This window comes from Paraburkholderia terrae (assembly GCF_002902925.1).
GTDB lineage: Bacteria > Pseudomonadota > Gammaproteobacteria > Burkholderiales > Burkholderiaceae > Paraburkholderia > Paraburkholderia terrae.
This window is the reverse complement of record NZ_CP026112.1, coordinates 1,341,649-1,359,342: the sequence shown is the minus strand read 5'-3', so window position 1 is coordinate 1,359,342 and position 17,694 is coordinate 1,341,649. Positions and strand designations below refer to the sequence as shown.

The 17,694-nt window shown below is 62.9% G+C and carries 18 protein-coding genes; 7 read left to right on the top strand and 11 right to left on the bottom strand.

The window, feature by feature from the left end; translation table 11 throughout:
• Positions 1 to 27 precede the first annotated feature (27 nt).
• Positions 28 to 1,629 carry a PqiB family protein gene (locus C2L65_RS22305; RefSeq protein ID WP_042309377.1) on the top strand — a complete coding sequence of 534 codons (1,602 nt, stop codon included), beginning with the start codon at positions 28 to 30 and terminating at the stop codon, positions 1,627 to 1,629.
• 65 nt (positions 1,630 to 1,694) lie between these two features.
• Here C2L65_RS22305 and ppk2 read toward each other — a convergent pair whose 3' ends face one another.
• The 4 genes from ppk2 to C2L65_RS22285 form a co-directional block, all read right to left on the bottom strand.
• Positions 1,695 to 2,546 (bottom strand): polyphosphate kinase 2, encoded by an 852-nt coding sequence (ppk2, locus tag C2L65_RS22300; RefSeq protein WP_042309376.1) that lies wholly within the window; start codon positions 2,544 to 2,546, stop codon positions 1,695 to 1,697.
• Positions 2,547 to 2,614: 68 nt separating this feature from the next.
• On the bottom strand, positions 2,615 to 2,872 hold the full coding sequence (locus C2L65_RS22295; protein ID WP_042309390.1) for an RNA-binding protein: 258 nt from the start codon (positions 2,870 to 2,872) through the stop codon (positions 2,615 to 2,617).
• Between the two features lie 213 nt (positions 2,873 to 3,085).
• Positions 3,086 to 3,307, bottom strand: a complete 222-nt coding sequence (locus C2L65_RS22290) for a hypothetical protein (protein WP_233446594.1) — start codon at positions 3,305 to 3,307, stop codon at positions 3,086 to 3,088.
• Between the two features lie 55 nt (positions 3,308 to 3,362).
• Positions 3,363 to 4,376 (bottom strand): hypothetical protein, encoded by a 1,014-nt coding sequence (locus C2L65_RS22285; protein WP_042309375.1) that lies wholly within the window; start codon positions 4,374 to 4,376, stop codon positions 3,363 to 3,365.
• A 409-nt stretch (positions 4,377 to 4,785) separates the two neighbouring features.
• On the opposite strand from C2L65_RS22285, the gene pstS reads away from it, so the two are divergent.
• The 3 genes from pstS (at position 4,786) to C2L65_RS22270 (ending at position 7,722) form a co-directional block, all read left to right on the top strand.
• Positions 4,786 to 5,817 (top strand): phosphate ABC transporter substrate-binding protein PstS, encoded by a 1,032-nt coding sequence (gene pstS, locus C2L65_RS22280; protein ID WP_042309386.1) that lies wholly within the window; start codon positions 4,786 to 4,788, stop codon positions 5,815 to 5,817.
• Positions 5,818 to 6,078: 261 nt separating this feature from the next.
• Complete coding sequence (locus C2L65_RS22275) at positions 6,079 to 7,134, top strand: extracellular catalytic domain type 2 short-chain-length polyhydroxyalkanoate depolymerase (RefSeq protein WP_042309374.1); 1,056 nt, start codon at positions 6,079 to 6,081, stop codon at positions 7,132 to 7,134.
• Positions 7,135 to 7,161: 27 nt separating this feature from the next.
• Positions 7,162 to 7,722 (top strand): hypothetical protein, encoded by a 561-nt coding sequence (locus tag C2L65_RS22270; protein ID WP_042309373.1) that lies wholly within the window; start codon positions 7,162 to 7,164, stop codon positions 7,720 to 7,722.
• Here C2L65_RS22270 and C2L65_RS22265 read toward each other — a convergent pair.
• Positions 7,653 to 8,504 carry an NAD(P)H-binding protein gene (locus C2L65_RS22265; protein ID WP_042309372.1) on the bottom strand — a complete coding sequence of 284 codons (852 nt, stop codon included), beginning with the start codon at positions 8,502 to 8,504 and terminating at the stop codon, positions 7,653 to 7,655. The two genes, C2L65_RS22270 and C2L65_RS22265, sit on opposite strands and share 70 nt — an antisense overlap.
• A gap of 122 nt (positions 8,505 to 8,626) precedes the next feature.
• Between C2L65_RS22265 and C2L65_RS22260 the strand changes: the two genes are divergently transcribed.
• Positions 8,627 to 9,634, top strand: coding sequence for an AraC family transcriptional regulator (locus tag C2L65_RS22260; protein ID WP_233446593.1), 1,008 nt, complete (start codon positions 8,627 to 8,629; stop codon positions 9,632 to 9,634).
• A 5-nt stretch (positions 9,635 to 9,639) separates the two neighbouring features.
• Here C2L65_RS22260 and yjfF read toward each other — a convergent pair whose 3' ends face one another.
• The 6 genes from yjfF to C2L65_RS22230 form a co-directional block, all read right to left on the bottom strand.
• The gene (gene yjfF, locus C2L65_RS22255) at positions 9,640 to 10,737 is read right to left on the bottom strand and encodes a galactofuranose ABC transporter, permease protein YjfF (RefSeq protein WP_042309370.1); all 1,098 of its coding nucleotides are present in this window, start codon (positions 10,735 to 10,737) and stop codon (positions 9,640 to 9,642) included.
• Complete coding sequence (locus C2L65_RS22250; protein WP_042309369.1) at positions 10,734 to 11,771, bottom strand: ABC transporter permease; 1,038 nt, start codon at positions 11,769 to 11,771, stop codon at positions 10,734 to 10,736. The genes yjfF and C2L65_RS22250 overlap by 4 nt, the downstream gene beginning before the upstream one ends.
• Entirely contained in the window at positions 11,768 to 13,282 is a 1,515-nt protein-coding gene (locus tag C2L65_RS22245) for a sugar ABC transporter ATP-binding protein (protein ID WP_042309368.1), read from the bottom strand. The genes C2L65_RS22250 and C2L65_RS22245 overlap by 4 nt, the downstream gene beginning before the upstream one ends.
• A 93-nt stretch (positions 13,283 to 13,375) precedes the next feature.
• Entirely contained in the window at positions 13,376 to 14,341 is a 966-nt protein-coding gene (locus tag C2L65_RS22240) for an ABC transporter substrate-binding protein (protein ID WP_042309367.1), read from the bottom strand.
• 558 nt (positions 14,342 to 14,899) lie between these two features.
• A complete protein-coding gene (locus tag C2L65_RS22235) occupies positions 14,900 to 15,220 on the bottom strand; it encodes a TFIIB-type zinc ribbon-containing protein (protein WP_042309366.1) in 321 nt (106 codons plus the stop codon).
• Positions 15,221 to 15,370: 150 nt separating this feature from the next.
• The gene (locus C2L65_RS22230) at positions 15,371 to 16,153 is read right to left on the bottom strand and encodes a TerC family protein (protein ID WP_042309365.1); all 783 of its coding nucleotides are present in this window, start codon (positions 16,151 to 16,153) and stop codon (positions 15,371 to 15,373) included.
• Positions 16,154 to 16,296: 143 nt separating this feature from the next.
• Here C2L65_RS22230 and C2L65_RS22225 point away from each other — a divergent pair, with 143 nt between their 5' ends.
• Positions 16,297 to 17,181, top strand: coding sequence for a LysR family transcriptional regulator (locus tag C2L65_RS22225; RefSeq protein ID WP_042309364.1), 885 nt, complete (start codon positions 16,297 to 16,299; stop codon positions 17,179 to 17,181).
• Positions 17,182 to 17,301: 120 nt separating this feature from the next.
• The gene (locus C2L65_RS22220) at positions 17,302 to 17,658 is read left to right on the top strand and encodes a hypothetical protein (RefSeq protein WP_042309363.1); all 357 of its coding nucleotides are present in this window, start codon (positions 17,302 to 17,304) and stop codon (positions 17,656 to 17,658) included.
• The last annotated feature ends 36 nt before the right edge of the window (positions 17,659 to 17,694 follow it).

Here is a 17,694-nt window from a genome sequence, read left to right as displayed (position 1 = left end):
GCTCACCCGCAACACGAGGCGACCGTCATGAGCCGCCCGCCCGAGCAACCTGAAGCCGTCACCGTGCCGCGCAAGCGCTGGCGCATCCAGTGGATCTGGCTCGTGCCCATCGTGGCCGTGCTGGTCGGCATCTGGCTTGCGGTGCAGGCGGTGATGTCGCAGGGTCCGACGATCACGATCAGCTTCAGAACGGGCGAAGGACTCGAAGCGGGCAAGACCAAGATCAAGTTCAAGGACGTCGATATCGGCGTCGTGAAGAAAGTCGCGCTGTCGAAAGACTATAAGAACGTCATCGCGACCGCCGAACTCACGCGCGACGCCACCGACATGCTCGTCGACGACACCCGCTTCTGGGTCGTGAGGCCGCGAATCGCGGGCGGCACCGTGTCGGGCATCAGTACGCTGCTGTCGGGCGCGTTCATCGGCATGGATATCGGCCACGCGAAGCAGGAACGGCGCGACTACTCAGGGCTTGAGATTCCGCCCGTATTCGCGAGCGACGTGCCGGGGCGCGAGTTCGTGCTGAAAGCAGCCGACCTCGGCTCGGTCGATGTCGGCACGCCCATCTATTTCAGACGCCTGCAGGTCGGACAGGTGACGTCGTTCGATCTCGACAAGGACGGCGGCGGCGTCACGCTGCACGTGTTCATCAACGCACCGTACGACCGCTACGTGAACAGCGATTCACGCTTCTGGCAGGCAGGCGGCATCGACGTGACGCTCGGCACGGAAGGCGTGCAGGTCAATACGCAGTCGGTGGTGTCGATCCTCGTCGGCGGCCTCGCGTTCGAGACGCCGACCGCCTCGCTTGACCGCCCCGAAGCGGACGCGAAAGCGCTGTTCCCGCTCTTCGCCACGCGCGCCGATGCGATGAAGCAGCACGACCGGATCGTCGAGACCTACGTGTTCAATTTCCAGGGCTCGGTGCGCGGCCTCGTGGTCGGCGCGCCCGTCGATTTTCGCGGCATCACGGTCGGCGAAGTGTCGGCGATCTACACGCGCTTCGATCCCGGCACGAGGCAGATCAGCATTCCCGTCGAGGTCAAGCTCTATCCTGAGCGCTTCACGTCGCGTTATGTGTCGGAGCCGAGAGGCGGCCGTCTCGGGGACAACCCAAGAGCGCTGGCCGATTTCCTCGTCGAACGCGGCTTGCGCGGGCAACTCAAGACGGGCAGCCTGATCACGGGCCAGTTGTATATCGCGCTCGACTTCTTCCCGAGCGCGCCGAAAGCCTCTATCGACTGGAACCGCACGCCACCCGAACTGCCGACCACGCCGAGCGGCCTGCAATCGCTGCAGGAGTCGCTCAACCGGATCGTGGCGCGTCTCGACAGCCTGCCGCTCGAACAGATCGGCAAGAACGCGCAACAGACGCTCGCCAACACCGCGCAGCTGATGCGCAACCTCAACACGCAAGTAGTGCCGCAAGCGAAGAGCGCGCTGACGGCAGCGCAGGCGACGCTCGATACCGCGAACACCGCGCTGCAGCCGGATTCGGCATTGCAGCAGGACACGAGCGACGCGGTTCGCGAGCTTGCGCGCACGGCGGCGTCCTTCCGCGCGCTGTCGGACTATTTGCAGCGACACCCCGAAGCGCTGCTGCGCGGCAAAGCCGAGGACGCCAAATGAAATCGCGCGAGAGCCGATTGCTCTCGCGCGACGAATGCGTGCGCTACCCGATGCGCCGATAGCCTTTAGAACTTCTCCCGCACATAACGGATTGGCCGGTCGCTCGGGCGATATCCCTCCGCCTTTTTCCGCTTCGGCAGCTTGATCTTCGGGCGCGGCATCGTCTCGTACGGAATGCTGTCGAGCAGATGCGTGATCAGGTTCAGACGCGCGCGTTTCTTGTCGTCGGAGCGCACCACGTGCCACGGCGTCTGGTCGGAATCGGTCGCCGCGAACATATCGTCCCGCGCGCGCGAGTAGTCGTACCAGCGGCTATACGACAGCAGATCCATCGGCGACAGTTTCCAGATCTTCCGCTCGTCGGTAATGCGCGCTTCGAGACGGCGAGTCTGCTCTTCCTCGCTGACTTCGAGCCAGTACTTCAGCAGAATGATGCCCGACTGAATGATGGCGTGCTCGATCAGCGGGACGGCCTTGAAAAAATTCTGCACCTGCTCTTCCGTACAGAATCCCATCACCCGTTCGACGCCCGCGCGGTTATACCAGCTTCTGTCGAACAGAATGATCTCGCCCGCGGCAGGCAGATGCGGAAGATAGCGCTGGATGTACATCTGCGATTTCTCGCGGTCCGTCGGCGCCGGCAGCGCGACGACCCGAAAAATGCGTGGGCTGACGCGTTCCGTGATCGCCTTGATCGTGCCGCCCTTGCCTGCGCCATCGCGTCCTTCGAAGATCACGCAGACCTTCGCGCCCGTTTGCACGACCCATTCCTGCAGTTTCACCAGTTCGATATGAAGCGACTTGAGTTCTTTTTCATACTCCTTGTTCTTCAATTGTCCCGGCGCTTTAGTACGCTCACGCGCGCCATTCGACTGTCCGCCGCGTACGCTGTTCTTTTCGTTCTTCAATTCAGGCATCGCTCGTCTCCTGTGACCGTCGTGTCGGTTCGGCTAGCGGCCCATGCCGCGCATGGACCGCACCGGCTTCAGGACTCGTCCCGCGTGGGCACGACCTGGACCGTCAGCGTGCGGCTTTTCCAGAACATGTTGTGAACGCGCGGCTGCAGACTCTGCAACACATGCGCGCCGACGTCATTGAACTCGAGCACGACAGCGGGACGTTCGCCCGTTCCTTCGACGCGCCGGATCGAATCGAACGGCGGAAACCCGTAGTGACACAGGAACGTTTTGATTTCCTCGTCGGTCGTGTTGTCTTCGATATTGGCAACCCAAAGCTCAGCCATAACGACGTTCTCCTCATCGAAAGTCAGTCCATCGTACAAAGCACACAAGGTTGAAAAAGCCGGTGACAACTTCTGCGGGTCCCTCAACAGCAGTTCGGTGTATGCGAACAGTTTATGACTTTCCACGCGCGATGTCGGGTTTCCGCAAGCGTCGCAACGATGCGAATTGCACAACGCTGAACGTGACCACCGCAAAAACTGAAACGGCGCCCATCAAGGTGATGATGCCGGCTTCGCGCTTTCCTGCTTTTGCGCTTCGTCAGGGGCTTGAGCCCGCTCGTCCTCCTTCTTTGCCTCGCGCGCCTTTTGCTCGGCCTTGCGTTGCGCGTCCTGCATCGGCTTCAAGGCCGACGGTTGCGCGACAGCCTGTTGCAACGGCGCCAGAGAAACGGCAACGCATGCGGCTGCGGCCAATGAAACCAGATAGCCCTTCATTATTGGATTCCTCCGCTTCGCTGAAGACGCTAAAGACCGCGACATCCTTTCGATCTTAAAGCGCGCGCATGGCGGCGTCGATATGCAATCCCCCAGGCGGCAATTCGGAGCGCCGAAAGCGAACCAGCGCAAACGCGCGCATCTGCGGCGTGACGCCGGGAACACGGACGAAGTGAAACTCGATATCGCTGCCCCCTTTCGTCTCGCCTTCCTGAACCACGTTCATCATATCGATGCGGATGTGCCGGTTCTTGATGTAGACGTAATCCGCCGGCTTGCCGAACACCTCGCAAATGCCTTCGAGTTCGTGTTCGATGATATCGGTCGGCACTCTGAGCGCGGCGAGGCTCTCGGCGTTCTGCGCGATCTGCGTCTGCACATGCGCGAGTTCGCTCGCTTCGACAGCGGCGCCGCCGCCCGCGACAGAAGCCAACCCCGTGCCGCCGCGATGCAGCAGCGCAACGCGCTCCTGCATCAGCTCGCGCCCGCGCGCGAGCCGCGCGGCGCGCGTGGCCGCCAGCATCGACAGTCCTTCGAGCGCCAGTTGATCGATCAGTCTGCGCTCGATTTCTTCGCGAAGCGATGTTTCCGTCCGCCCACAAACCCTCACGCGGTGGTCGCTGAAACTCAGCGTGGTTTGCGCGACGTCGTGATGCAGCGTGTCGCCGTCCAGCGCGACGCCCAGCACGTGCCGCTCGTTCAAGGCCATGCCGAGCGTGCCATGCACATCGACGGCATCGGGATTCGATTCGAAGAAAGCGCGTACTTCCTGCGAGCGGCCGAAGGTATCGGCGATATCGTCGGGGGTCGCGAAGAATGCGCGCAGGCTCGGATTGCCCGCCCACGCGTCGGCGCTCGCATCGAGCGTGGCGGGCAGCGACGCCATCAGTTCGTCCGCATAGTCGAGCGTGACCGCAATCGGTTCGTTTAGCCGATGCCGATAGCGGCTCGCGACGGCGATGCGCGGATGAATCGTGAGAATGCGCGCGATCGCCTCGTCGATGCGCGCGGCTGCCATCGGCGGCACGGATGAGCAATCGCGATGAAACAGCCGGCTCAGCAAGCCCATAGCCGCAATCTCCGGGAAATGAGGCACAGGTCAACGCATTGTTGATCGCGAATCAGCATACCGCATGAAAAATCCGCTGCGTGAGCGCGTCTAGCCTGACGCGGCGAACGGACGCGGGAGCAGCGCCGTAATGCGACCGCTAGCCGTGCGCAATCCGCCTGAAAACATCAACGCGCGGCACCCGTTCGTCCTTCTCGACGCTGCTCTCCTCTGACCATTGCCAACTGCCGCAGATCGAGCCTGCATACGGGTTTGCGATAGGCGGATTCAATTTGCATCACGCACACCGCCGACCTGTAATCAGATGCACGGCAATGCCACTCGTCGACATCAATCTTTCACATTCGACAACGCGCGGCTGGACCGGCCATCACCCGACGATCCGAACACCAACGACCGTGAGGCTATCGTGAGAACCATCCCAACGTGGATTGCCCTGCTTGCCACCTTCGTGACGATCAACGCTCACGCCGCCGATATCACGGGCGCAGGCAGCACCTTCGCCGCGCCGATCTACACCGCATGGGCGGACGGCTACAAGAAATCCGGCGGCGGCAGCGTTCATTATCGAGGCGTCGGATCGACGGAAGGCGTCAAGCAGATACTCGCGAAGCAGGTGGACTTCGCCGGTTCCGATGCGCCGCTGACCGAGAGTGAACTGAGCAGGAGCGGTCTCGTCCAGTTTCCGACCGTGATAGGCGGCGTGGTGCCCGTCGTCAACATTCCGGGCATCAAGCCTGGCGAGTTGACGCTGTCGGGCCAGGTGCTCGGCGACATCTACCTCGGCAAGATCACGAACTGGAAAGACCCGGCCATCGTCGCGCTGAATCCGAAAGCGACGCTGCCCGATCTCGCCATCGCCGTGATCCGTCGCGCCGACGGCTCGGGCACGACGCTCATCTGGACGCACTATCTGTCGCAGGTCAGCCCCGAATGGAAAACCAAGGTCGGCGAAGGCACGTCCGTTCGCTGGCCGCGCGGCATTGGCGGCAAGGGCAACGAAGGCGTCGCCACTTACGTGCGCTATCTGCCCGGCTCGATCGGCTATGTCGCGTGGGACTTCACGAAGCAGAACCATATTGCGTACACGGCGATGAAAAACGCGTCGGGCGCGTCGGTTCAGCCAGGACCCGAGGCATTCAACGCGGCTGCGCTCGGCGCCGACTGGTCGACGTCGCTGGTCAGCATTCTCACGAACGAGCCGGGCAAAGACGCATGGCCCGTGATGGGCGCGACCTTCGTGCTGATACCCGTGACGCAGGACAAGCCCGATCACACGAAGGAAGCACTCAGCTTTTTCGAATGGGCGTTTACGAATGGACATCAAACGGCACAGGAACTCGACTACATTCCGTTACCCGCGCCCGTCATCGAGGAAATCCGCACGCAGTTGCATACGCGCGTGAAGGATGCGTTGGGCAAGCCTGTCGCTGCCCAGTAGTGAGCGCGGAAAGCATGATGCGCAACGCGTCGATCGAATGCACGCAGCATGGGTTTTTATGCCGCCAGGCTAAGCCGGATCTCGTCGCGCAATCTTCATAAAAAAGCGCTTGCTGCACTGCGCAACGTCGCCTATACCAATAGAACTTCGATTTCGAAGTACCGCATCGAGCGGTCGATAAGGCGACTTCTGCGTGTCACACACCTGACCGGTCGCGATGGGCATCATCGCGGCTGCGCTATTCGTACGGGGGACTATTCAATGGCGAACGACATCGTTCAACTGCGCGACTACAGCGTCAAGAAAGGCGAAAGCTCCATTTCCGGTTTGTCTTCAGGTGCATTCATGACGGTGCAACTGCACCTCGCGCATTCCGCGAGCTTTGCGGGTGTCGGCGTGATTGCGGGCGGACCGTTTCGCTGCTCCGAATCGTTTCGCGGCGCGGCGCCGCTGGCCGAAGACGCCAATGTTCAAAGCGCCGAGTACATCTGCATGAGCCCGCTCACGCCGCAGACGGGACCGAGCGCGCCGCGCCTCGCGCAACTCGCGCACGACACTGCGCAGGCGGGTGCAATCGATCCGCTGTCGAATCTCAAAGGCGACCGCATCTATCTCTTCACGGGCTCGCGCGATACCGTCGTGTATTCCGAGGTCGTGAAGTGTACGCATCGTTTCTACGAGTTGCTCGGCGTCGCGTCCGACGACATCCTGTTCGACGACACGGTGCCCGCCGGCCACTCGATCGTCACCGATAATCCCGAAGATTCGTTACTCGACACCAACCAGCCGCCCTATATCAACCAGGGCGGCTTCATGCAGTCGCATCGAATCCTGCATCACATCTACGACGACCTGAAGGCGCCCGCGCCACAAACGAGCGGCCGTCTGCTGCGCTTCGATCAAACCGAATTCTTCGGCGGCGAAGCGCGCGCGAGCATGGGCGAGTTCGGCTATGCGTACGTGCCGCGTGCCGTCGAGGAAGGCGCGCCGGCGCGCGTGCATGTCGTGCTGCACGGCTGCAAGCAGGGCTACAGCTACGTGAACTACGTATTCGGACGCGCCGACGTGACAAACCAGGCGCCCTACGGCAACCGCTACATCACGACGACGGGCTACAACGAACTCGCCGACAGCAACGACATCATCGTGCTGTATCCGCAGGCAACGGGTGCGGACGGCGGCGGCCTGCAAAACCCGGACGGATGCTGGGACTGGTGGGGCTACACGAGCGACGATCCCGAACAGCCCGACTACTATTCGCGCGATGCGATCCAGATCAAGGCGCTGCACAGCATGCTGAGCCGGCTTGGCGGCTAACCCTTCCTCTTACCTGACGAGCCTGCCATGAACGAAATGACCCTCATGCCCGCGCCTGCGGAGCAAACGGCTGTATCGAGAGCCACGGCTGTCGCAACGGGTGCCGTGACAGCCGCGGAAGCGGTGCAGAAAACCGCACCCGCCGCGCGCGCCGCTGCCGTCCAGGACACGCTGAAGATGCCCGTGCTGTTGGGCGGATGGGCCGCCCGTTCGGCGACCAACAGCATCGACACCGCGCGGCTGCTCGCCTTCGGCATGGACCTGCACACCTGGGGCGAACTGGTCCAGATGCAACAAGCCGTCGTCGAGCGTCTGACGCTGCAACAGCAAGCCTGGATGCAAGGCTGGGCCGCGTGGAACCGCGAGCGCGCCGAGATTCGCGGCGCCAACACGGTGACGAAACTGGTCGAGCAGGAGTTCAACCTGGTCGCGCAGATCGGGCAACTGCTGATCGATCAGACCACGAACCTGATCGCGCTTCAGGAAAACATCGAGGTGTCGTACGCGTACTGGCTCAATCAGAAGCTAGGCGCGCTGTCTTCGACACCCGGCGTCCAGACGCCCGTCGCCGCTGTCGCGCGCACGTAGTCGCCGAACTCGCGAGGACGCCGCCCGAGCGCGCGAAGCACGCCGTCCTGCACGGAAGCGTTGCGCCCGTCGAGCACTTCCGTGAACAGATAGCGGATCAGGCCGATCATGTCGGGCGGCAGTTGTGCTTCTTCGAGCGCAGCGACGTATTCGGGCATCGTCACGCGCGTGAAGCGGATCGGCCGTCCGGTGGCGCTGGCGATCTGTGCGACGGCATCGGCGAAGGTCCACAGGCGCGAGCCCGTCAACTCGTAGAGCTGGCCCGCGTGGCCGTCGTCGGTGAGCGCGGCGACGGCTACGTCGGCGATATCGTCGGCATCGACAAACGGCTCGCCGATGTCGCCGACGGGCAGCGCCAGTTCGCCCGCGAGTATCGGCTCCAGAAAATGTGCCTCGCTGAAGTTCTGCGCGAACCAGCTTGCGCGCAGCAACGTCCATTCGACGCCTGACTCGCGCACGATATCTTCGCAGCGTTGGGCTTCCGTCTCGCCGCGTCCCGACAGCAGCACGAGGCGGCGCACGCCGCTTTGCACGGCGAGACGGGTGAACGCCTGGATGTCGTCGGCAGCGCCGTCGACGGCCAAGTCCGGGAAGTAACTGATGTAGACGGCCTTCACGCCTTTGAGCGACGGCGCCCACGTCGCTCGATCCATCCAGTCGAAAGGCGGCGTGCCCGAGCGTGAGCCGTGCCGTACGTCGGCGCCGCGCGCCGTGAGCCGTTCCGCCACGCGGCGGCCTGTCTTGCCCGTGCTGCCCAGCACGAGAATCGCGTCTGCTTTCATGGATCACCTCCGTCTGAAGGCCGCACGTGCGGCGACCGTTAATCCAGAATAGCGACGCGCTTCTGGACGGACAATGATCCGATATCCTCCATTCTTGATCATTCGTCCAGACGCTTGGACGCATGTCCTCTACCGCCTACACTGCCTGCATGGACGAACTGCCCGCATCCGGTGATCTGCTCGGCGAAGCGCTGCACTTTCTGCGCATGAGCGGCACCTTCTATTGCCGCTCGGAGTTCACGGCGCCGTGGGCGCTCGAACTGCCGCCGTTCGAGCGCTCGATGATGTTCCATGTGGTGACGTCGGGCGAATGTCTGCTCGAAGTGGACGGCGCCGAGCGTTGCGTGCTGCGCCCCGGCGATCTCGCGCTCGTGCCGCACGGCGCGGGGCATCGGCTGATGAGCGCAGCGGGCGTCCCCGCCGGCAAGCTGTTCGATCTGCCGCGCGAAGCCGTCAGCAACCGCTACGAGATTCTTCGTCATGGCGAAGGCGGCGCGCCGACCACGATGATCTGCGCGCTCGTGCGCTTCGATCACCCTGCCGCGCAACGGTTGATCAGTCTGCTGCCGGCGCTGATTCGCGTCGACACGTGGCAGTCGCCTGAAATGGAATGGATACAGAGCACGTTGCGTTTCATCGCAGCCGAAGCGCAGCAACTGAACGCGGGCGGCGAAACGGTCATCACGCGGCTCGCCGACATCCTCGTGATTCAGGCCGTGCGCGCGTGGATCGCGCATGCGCCCGCCGCGCAGACGGGCTGGCTCGGCGCGTTGCGCGACCGGCAGATCGGCCGCGCGATCGCGATGATTCATCGCGATCCGTCGAGCAACTGGACGGTGGCGGCACTGGCCGACAGCGTCGGCATGTCGCGCTCGGCATTTTCCGCGCGCTTCACGCAACTGGTCGGCGAACCCGCGATGCGCTATGCGGTGCGCTGGAAAATGCAGGCAGCGCTCACACAGTTGCAGGAAACGGATGCGTCGCTGCTGGAACTTGCACTGCGCCTGGGCTACGACTCCGATGCCGCGTTCAGCCGCGCGTTCAAGCGCATCGTCGGCGTGACGCCGGGCGCGGCGCGACGGCATGCGCGCATGCAGATCGACAACGCAGCGTTGTCGTCAGTCAGTTGACACGCTCACGACTGCTTCAACGTCGTCGGAGTCATCTTCGCCAGATCGATCGTGTTTGTACCGTGTGTCGGCGCGGTCTTGTCGGCGGACTTCGTCACGTTCGCGCCGAGGCCCGTGCCATCCGATTTGCGCCGTGCCGCATGCCGCTCGATGATCCGTTGAAGCAGGCAGAACGCGCACAGCAGCGCGCCGATCACGATACGCGTCCACCATGAACTGAGCGTGCCGTCGAAGGTAATCAGCGTCTGGATCGTGCCCAGAATGCCGACGCCGAACACCGAGCCGATCACATAGCCGACGCCGCCCGTCAACAGCGTTCCGCCGATCACGGTCGCGGCGATCGCGTCGAGTTCCATGCCCTGTGCCTGCAAGCCGTAACCCGACAGCACGTACAGCGTGAACACGAAGCCGCCGAGCGCCGAGCAGAAACCGCTCAACGCATACACGCCGATGCGCGTGCGCGCGACGGGCAAGCCCATCAGCAGCGCCGAGCGTTCGTTGCCGCCGAGCGCGTACACGTTGCGTCCAAAGCGCGTGAAGTGCGCGACGAAGATCGCCACCGCTAGCGTCAGCAACGCGATCAATGCGCCCGAGGTCAGCGAGCCGCCGCCGATGGGCACGCTGAAGCCCGCCATCGCGTGGAAGGTCGACTCGTTGATCGTGATCGACTGCGTGGTGATCAGAAAGCACGCGCCACGCGCGAGGAACATGCCCGCCAGCGTGACGATGAACGGCTGCAGACGGAAGAAGTGGATCAGCGCGCCCATCGCCGCGCCGTACAGCGCGCCGAACGCGAGCACCAGCGGCGCGATGACCCACACGGGCCAGTGCAGGCGCTCGGCGCAGATCGCGCAGAGAATAGTCGTCAGCGCGACGACAGAGCCGACGGACAGATCGATGCCGCCCGAGACGATCACGAACGTCATGCCGATCGCGACGATCAGCAGAAACGCGTTGTCGACGAGCAGCCCGAGCAACACCTGCAGCGAGAAAAAGCCCGTGTACATCACCGAGCCAAAGCCGAACAGCACGGCAAACAGCACGACGGTGACGACGATAGGCAGCGTGCGCGGATCGAGCAGACGGCCGAGCATGTTGTTCATTGGGGCGTTCCCGTAAGCGGTTTCGTCTTCACGAATGCGAATGCGCGCAGCAACTGTCGAATGAGCATCGCGCGCGCGACGCTCGACTGGATCACGCTGACGAACAGCACGACGATGGCCTTCACGACGAGCGTCGCTTCGGGCGGCACGCCGATCGAATACGTGGTGTACGTGAGCGTCTGGATGATGAGCGCGCCGAGCACGGTGCCCGCGAGACTGAACCGTCCGCCGAGCAGCGACGTGCCGCCGAGCGTCACGGCCAGAATCGCATCGAGTTCGAGCAGCAGGCCCGCGTTGTTGCCGTCCGCGCTGCGCACGTTCGAACTGGCGAGAATGCCGGCGATGGCCGCCGTCAGGCCCGAGAACACATACACGCTGAACACGATCGCGCCCGAGCGCAGACCGACCAGCCGCGTCGCGACGGGATTGACGCCGATCGCGCGAATGAAGAGACCGAGCGCCGTGCGGTTGACGAGCAGCGCCGTCGCGGCCGTCACGCCGAGCGCGATCCACACCGAGCACGGCACGGTCGCCAGATAACCGCCGCCGAACACCAGATAACCCGGCGCGCCGATCGGGATGATCTGCCCGCCCGTCAGCAGCTGAGCGACGCCGCGCCCCGCCACCATCAGGATCAGCGTCGCGATGATCGGCTGCATGCCGACGAACGCGACCAGCATGCCGTTCCAGATGCCCGCCAGCACGCCCACGGCGAGCGCCGCGCCGAGCGCGGTGCCGATGCGCGTCGGATCGTCGGCGAGCACGACGGCGGCCGCCGCGCCCGCAATCGCGACAATAGCGCCGACGGAAATGTCGATGCCGCGCGTCGCGATCACGAGCGTCATGCCGAGCGACACGATCACGAGCGGCGCGGCGCGATTGAGAATGTCGATGGGCGCGCCGAACAGATGGCCGTCGAGCAGCGCGATCGACAGGAAATTCGCGCGGTGCGCGACGTCGATGGCGAATAGCGCGATCAGCGTCAACGCGGGCCACACCAGCTGATGCCTGAGCACCGCCTGAATCTGCTTCATTCACTCCCCCCTGCGATCAGCCGGTAGACCTGATCTTCCGATACGGCACTGCCCGTCACGTCGGCGATCTTGCGCCGGTCGCGCAGCACCGCGATGCGATGGCTCACGCGCACCACCTCGCCCACTTCGGACGAAATGAACAGGATCGCCAGACCTCTTGCGCATAGCGCGAGCACGCGGTCCATGATCTCGAATTTCGCGGCGACGTCGATGCCGCGTGTGGGTTCGTCGAGTATCAGCATTTTCGGTTCGGTGGCGAGCCAGCGCGCGAGCACGACCTTTTGCTGATTGCCGCCCGACAGCAGGCCGATCGGCTGCTCGGCGTCGTGCGCCTTGATGCCGAGCCGCTCGATATACGTGTCGGCGATTTCGCGCTGCTTCTTGCGGCTAATCATGCGCAGCCAGCCACGCCGCGCCTGTAGCGCGAGGATGATGTTCTCGCGGATCGACAGCGCGGCGACGATGCCCTCCTTCTTACGGTCTTCCGGGCAATAGCCGATGCCGTGCCGCACCGCATCGTGCGGCGAACTGAGCTTCACGTTCTTGCCGTCGACGTTGATCGTGCCCGCGTCCGCCTTGTCGACGCCGAACACCAACCGCGCTGTTTCAGTGCGGCCCGAACCGAGCAATCCCGCGAGGCCGAGTATCTGGCCCGGTTGCACGTCGAGATCGATGGGATTCATCACGCCGCGCCGCGCGACGCCTTGCATCGACAGAAATGGCGCCGCGCCCGCGCGCTGCTGCGGCGTATCGGGCGCGCCGCCTTTGAGGCGCTCCGTCATCCGGTTATGGCCGACCATCTTCGCGACGAGTTGTTCGACGGGCAGATCTTTCGCGAGATATTCGCCCTCGCGCTCGCCGTTGCGCATCACGGTGATGCGGTCGGAAATCGCGTATGTCTGTTCGAGAAAGTGCGTGACGAACAGGATCGCGATGCCCGCTTGCCGGATGTTGCGCAGCACGTCGAAAAGCCGCGCGACTTCGCCGTCGTCGAGACTCGAAGTCGGCTCGTCGAGAATCAGCACGCGCGCCTTCACTGACATCGCGCGCGCAATCGCGACCATCTGCTGCACGGCGATCGGATACGCATCGAGCGACTTGGTAACGTCGAGCGACACGTTCAGTTCGGCAAGCGCCTCCTCGGCACGCAGGTGGATCGCTTTCCAGTCGATCGCGCCGCGCCGCTTCGGTTGCCGGCCCGCGAAGATGTTCTCTGCCACGGAGAGATTCGGGCAGAGATTGATTTCCTGATACAGCGTCTGGATACCCGCGGCTTCGGCTTCGAGCGGCGTGGCGAAACGCACGGTTTCGCCCGCGAGGCGGATTTCGCCCGCGTCCTGCTCGTGTACGCCCGTGAGCACATTGATGAGCGTGGATTTACCCGCGCCGTTCTGGCCCATCAACGAATGGATTTCGCCGGGGAAAAGCCGGAAGTCGACGCCCGACAACGCCTTCACGCCGGGAAACGTCTTGCTGATGCCGATGGTTTCGAATAGCGGTTGTGCGGCCATATGAGTGACACAGGCACCGTCAGGCAATCAAGTTATGGAAATCCGGCGCACCTCTTGTCGAGGCACGCCGGATCTGGACAGCGACTCAGCCGCTCAATACTTGCGCTGCGGCAGAATCTGCGCGGCGACGTTCATCGGGAACACGGTCTCGTCGGTCACGATGCGTTTGGGCAACTGCTTGCCCGCGACCACGTCCTTCACGGCCGTCATCAGTTGCGGCCCGAGCAGCGGGCTGCATTCGACGTCGACATTGATCTTGCCCGCGATCATCGCTTCGAAGCCGCCCTTGGTCGCGTCGAACGACACCACGCTCACGTCCTTGCCGGGCTTGATGCCCGCTTCTTCCATCGCCTGGATCGCGCCGAGGGCCATATCGTCGTTATGCGCGTAGACCACGTTGATCTGCTTGCCGTAGGTCTTGGCAAACGCTTCCATCACCTGCTTGCCGCCGGCGAGCGTGAAGTCGCCGCTTTGCGACGCGATGATCTTGAACTTCGGATCGTTCTTGATCACTTCGATCAGGCCCGCGTGCCGGTCGTTTGCGGGCGCCGAGCCGACCGTGCCTTGCAGTTCGGCGATGTTGATCGGGCCTTTATCGTCCTTGTAACGCTCTTCGAGCCATTTACCCGCGCGGCGGCCTTCTTCGAGGAAGTCCGAGCCGATCATCGTCACGTAGAGCGACTTGTCTTTCACGTCGATCGAACGGTCGGTGAGAATCACGGGAATTTTCGCGTTCTTCGCTTCCGTTAGTACGGGTTCCCAACCGGACTCGACCACGGGCGAAAACGCGATCACGTCCACTTTCTGCGCGATGAACGAGCGGATCGCCTTGATCTGGTTCTCCTGCTTTTGCTGCGCGTCCGAGAACTTCAGGTTGATGCCGGCGTCCTTTGCCGACGTTTTCACGGACACGGTATTCGCAGTGCGCCATGCGCTTTCGGCGCCGACCTGCGAAAAACCCAAGGTGATCTGCTTGTCCCCGGCGAAGCTGACGCTCGCTGCAACGGTGAGCGCCGCTCCAACAAGCATGCCGGCGATCAGACGCGTGGCGACTTTCATGTGTTGTCTCCGATGTGGTTGTTTTCCAGGCGCTGCTTTTTCGTATGCGCGACGACAGCCATGACGCGACAACGAACGCTTTGCGCCAACTCTTGCTGCAAACCTGCAACTGACGGTCAATCTGGAAATCACAGTCCGGACGGCTTCCGGCACGGATGCGCGCTCGTGGCGAACATCCTGCGCGCCGCGCATGCCCCGGAGCATCGGCGGGGTCGCATTTCGCGCGTCTGACTTTTACTTATAGCCAAACTATATGTTTGACGCCGCGCGCTTTCGATTAGCGTTTTCCCGACGTTCGTGTCGATAAACGTAAGGCCGCTGGCGACGGAATCTTCGTGCCGATCCCGCGCTGTCCCACGTTTTAGGCAGATACGAAAAAACGGATCGGGGTGTCGCGGGCCGCTTGCTTACGCGGTGCGACGATGGGGTGCAACCGGATCGCTGTCTATTATAGTAATACTATAAAGCGTCCGATCGACGTTTGGATCGCGGCGCAGCCGCTCGGGCACCGTGTCGTTGAACGTAGCCCGCGCGGCGCGCGCTCAGGATGCATGCAGGTCAATCGAAGTCGAACATATCGAACAACGACTTCTTCTTGCGGCGCGGATCGTAGTGCTTGCGCTGATCGCCGTGGTAAGAATCGTTGCGCCGTCCCCACTGCTGGTCATGATGGCCATCGCGGTCGCCGTAGCGGGCGTCACGCTCGACCTGATTGCTTCTGTTGTCCGGTTCGGGCGTGTCCTGCATCTGGTTTGCCACCAGCTTGTCCAACTCGCCGCGATCGAGCCATACGCCACGGCATGTCGGGCAATAGTCGATCTCGATGTTCTGACGTTCGGTCATCAGCAGATCGGGGATCTTGCAAACGGGGCACTTCATTGCGTTGCTCCTTTCGTAACGTTCATACCTTTGTATGCTGCCGTTCGGGGCGGCGTTCAACCGCCCCGATACTTCTGTCAGTCCGCTTCAGTCCGCTTCGGTTCAGTTCGAGAAAGCCGAACCGTTCGTCCGCGCCTTTTCAGACCTTGTTTAGGAGCCGGCTTCACGCTCCGCTGCCAAAACAGCCGCCTTGTGCTCGCGCTTGTCCTTTCTGCGCCGCGCCATCATGTTCATGCCTTCGACAAAACCTGCGAACGCCATGGCCGTGTAGATGTAGCCCTTCGGCACGTGCGAACCAAAACCTTCTGCAATCAGCGTCATCGCGATCACCAGCAGGAAGCTCAGCGCAAGCGTGACGATGGTCGGATTGCGCTCGATGAACTTCGACAGCGGGCGAGCCGCGAACAGCATCGCCGTGACAGCTGCGATCACTGCAATGAACATGATGGGCAGGTGATCCGTCATGCCGACCGCGGTGATGATGCTGTCGACGGAGAACACGAGGTCGAGCAGCAGGATCTGGCCGATGGCAGCCGTCACAGTCAGGCCGCCGACGCCCATCGCAGCATTCGTGTGCGTGTCGGCGTCGTGGCTCACGTGATGGTGCATTTCACGCGTCGCCTTCCACACCAGGAACAGACCGCCCGCGAGCAGAATCAGGTCGCGCCACGAAAACGCGTGATCGAACACGGAAAACACCGGCTGAGTGAGCTGCGCGATCCACGCGACGGTGCCCAGCAGGCCAAGCCGCATCACCAGCGCCAGCATGATGCCGATACGCTGCGTGCGCGCGCGTTGCGCTTCGGGGAGCTTGTTGCTCAGAATCGAAATGAAGATCAGGTTGTCGATGCCAAGCACGATCTCCATCACGACGAGCGTCACGAGTGCAGCCCACGCAGCGGGATCGGCGGCCAGGGTCAGTAAGGATTCCATTTGCGAGCGTCGTTGTCCGGTTGAGATGAAAACGGCTGATTACTGGGTCACAGCCTGTGGAAAGTATAGTCGCCTGGTTCGCTCATCGTAAAAACCAGTGATAAGCTGATAGTTGGTTCGGTTTTTCCGAAGTGAGGCCATGAATGCTCAATTACCGGCACTTGCACTATTTCTGGGTCGTCGTGAAGGAAGGCGGCTTTGCGCGCGCCGCTGAGCGGCTCGACATGGCGGTGCAAACCATCAGCGCGCAGGTGCGCGAGCTGGAGAAATCGCTCGGACATCAACTGCTGAAGCCCGCGGGACGCGGCGTCGCGATGACGGAAGCAGGACAGGCGGCGTATGCGCGCGCGGAAGAAATCTTCCAGATCGGACGCGCGTTGCATGACGAAGTCCGCGAAGCGGCGAGCGGGACTGTCGCACGCTTTGCGGTCGGCTTGACGGACGGCATTTCGAAGCTCGCCGTTCATGCCATTCTTGCGGGCGTGCTGGACACGCCTTCGCTGCGGCTGCTCTGCCACGAAGGCGAAGCGGAAGACCTGCTGGCGGAACTGGCGCATCACCATCTGGATCTCGTGCTGTCCAGCCAGCCCGCGCCGCACAACTCGAACCTGCGTCTATCCAGCGAGCGTCTGATCGCTTCGCCGATCGACTGGTACGGGCCAGCCGCCGTGGTACGTAAAACGCATGTCGATCATTTTCCGCAATGCCTCGCGTCGCTCCCCGTCCTGCTGCCGACGGGGCATTCGTCGCTGCGCTCGCGCCTCGACCGCTGGTTCGAAGCGGAAGGCATCCGGCCACGCGTCGCGGGCGAGTTTGAAGACAGCGCGTTGATGGCGCTGTTCGCGTCGCGCGGCATGGGCGTGTTTCCGCTCGCGGCGTTTGGCGCCGAGCGCAACGATCCCATGCATCGCGGCTTGCGCTGGCTCGGCCGTTCGCCCGAAGTGAAGGAGGAAATACACGCAATCATGTCGCGGCGCGGGCGGCATCATCCTTTGACGCAAAAGGTGTTGAGCGCGGCACATGCATGATCGTGTACGTCCTCACGAAAGATAGTTCGGTTTTTCCGAAGCTGACGTTCCGTTATTTCTGCTTTTTCCTCGACGCCTTCTCACCGTACTCTTGAACCGTACCCACGAAGGAGGTGTCTCATGCAAGTCCTGTTCAAGTCCCGCGACCGTGAAGCCGTCCGTCTGCGCAGCTTCGCTCGCCAACGCATCCGGTTCGTGTTTCGGCGCATGGACTGGCTGATTTCGAAAGCGACCGTCAGCATGTCGGATATCAACGGCCCGCGCGGCGGACTCGACAAACGCTGCCAGGTGCAGGTGCAGACGCCCGATGCGACGCCTGTCGTCGTGACGTCGATTGCAAGAGACTGGCGCGGCGCGCTCGATCTGGCGTTGGCCCGCGCGGCGCGTTCGATCATACGCAGGCAGCAGGCGCGTGTCGCGACGCGGCGCATCAGTCAGCGCGAACCGACATGGACCACACAACCTGATGCCGTGTAAGCCGTGCGGCATATAGGAGCACACGCGACGGCGCCC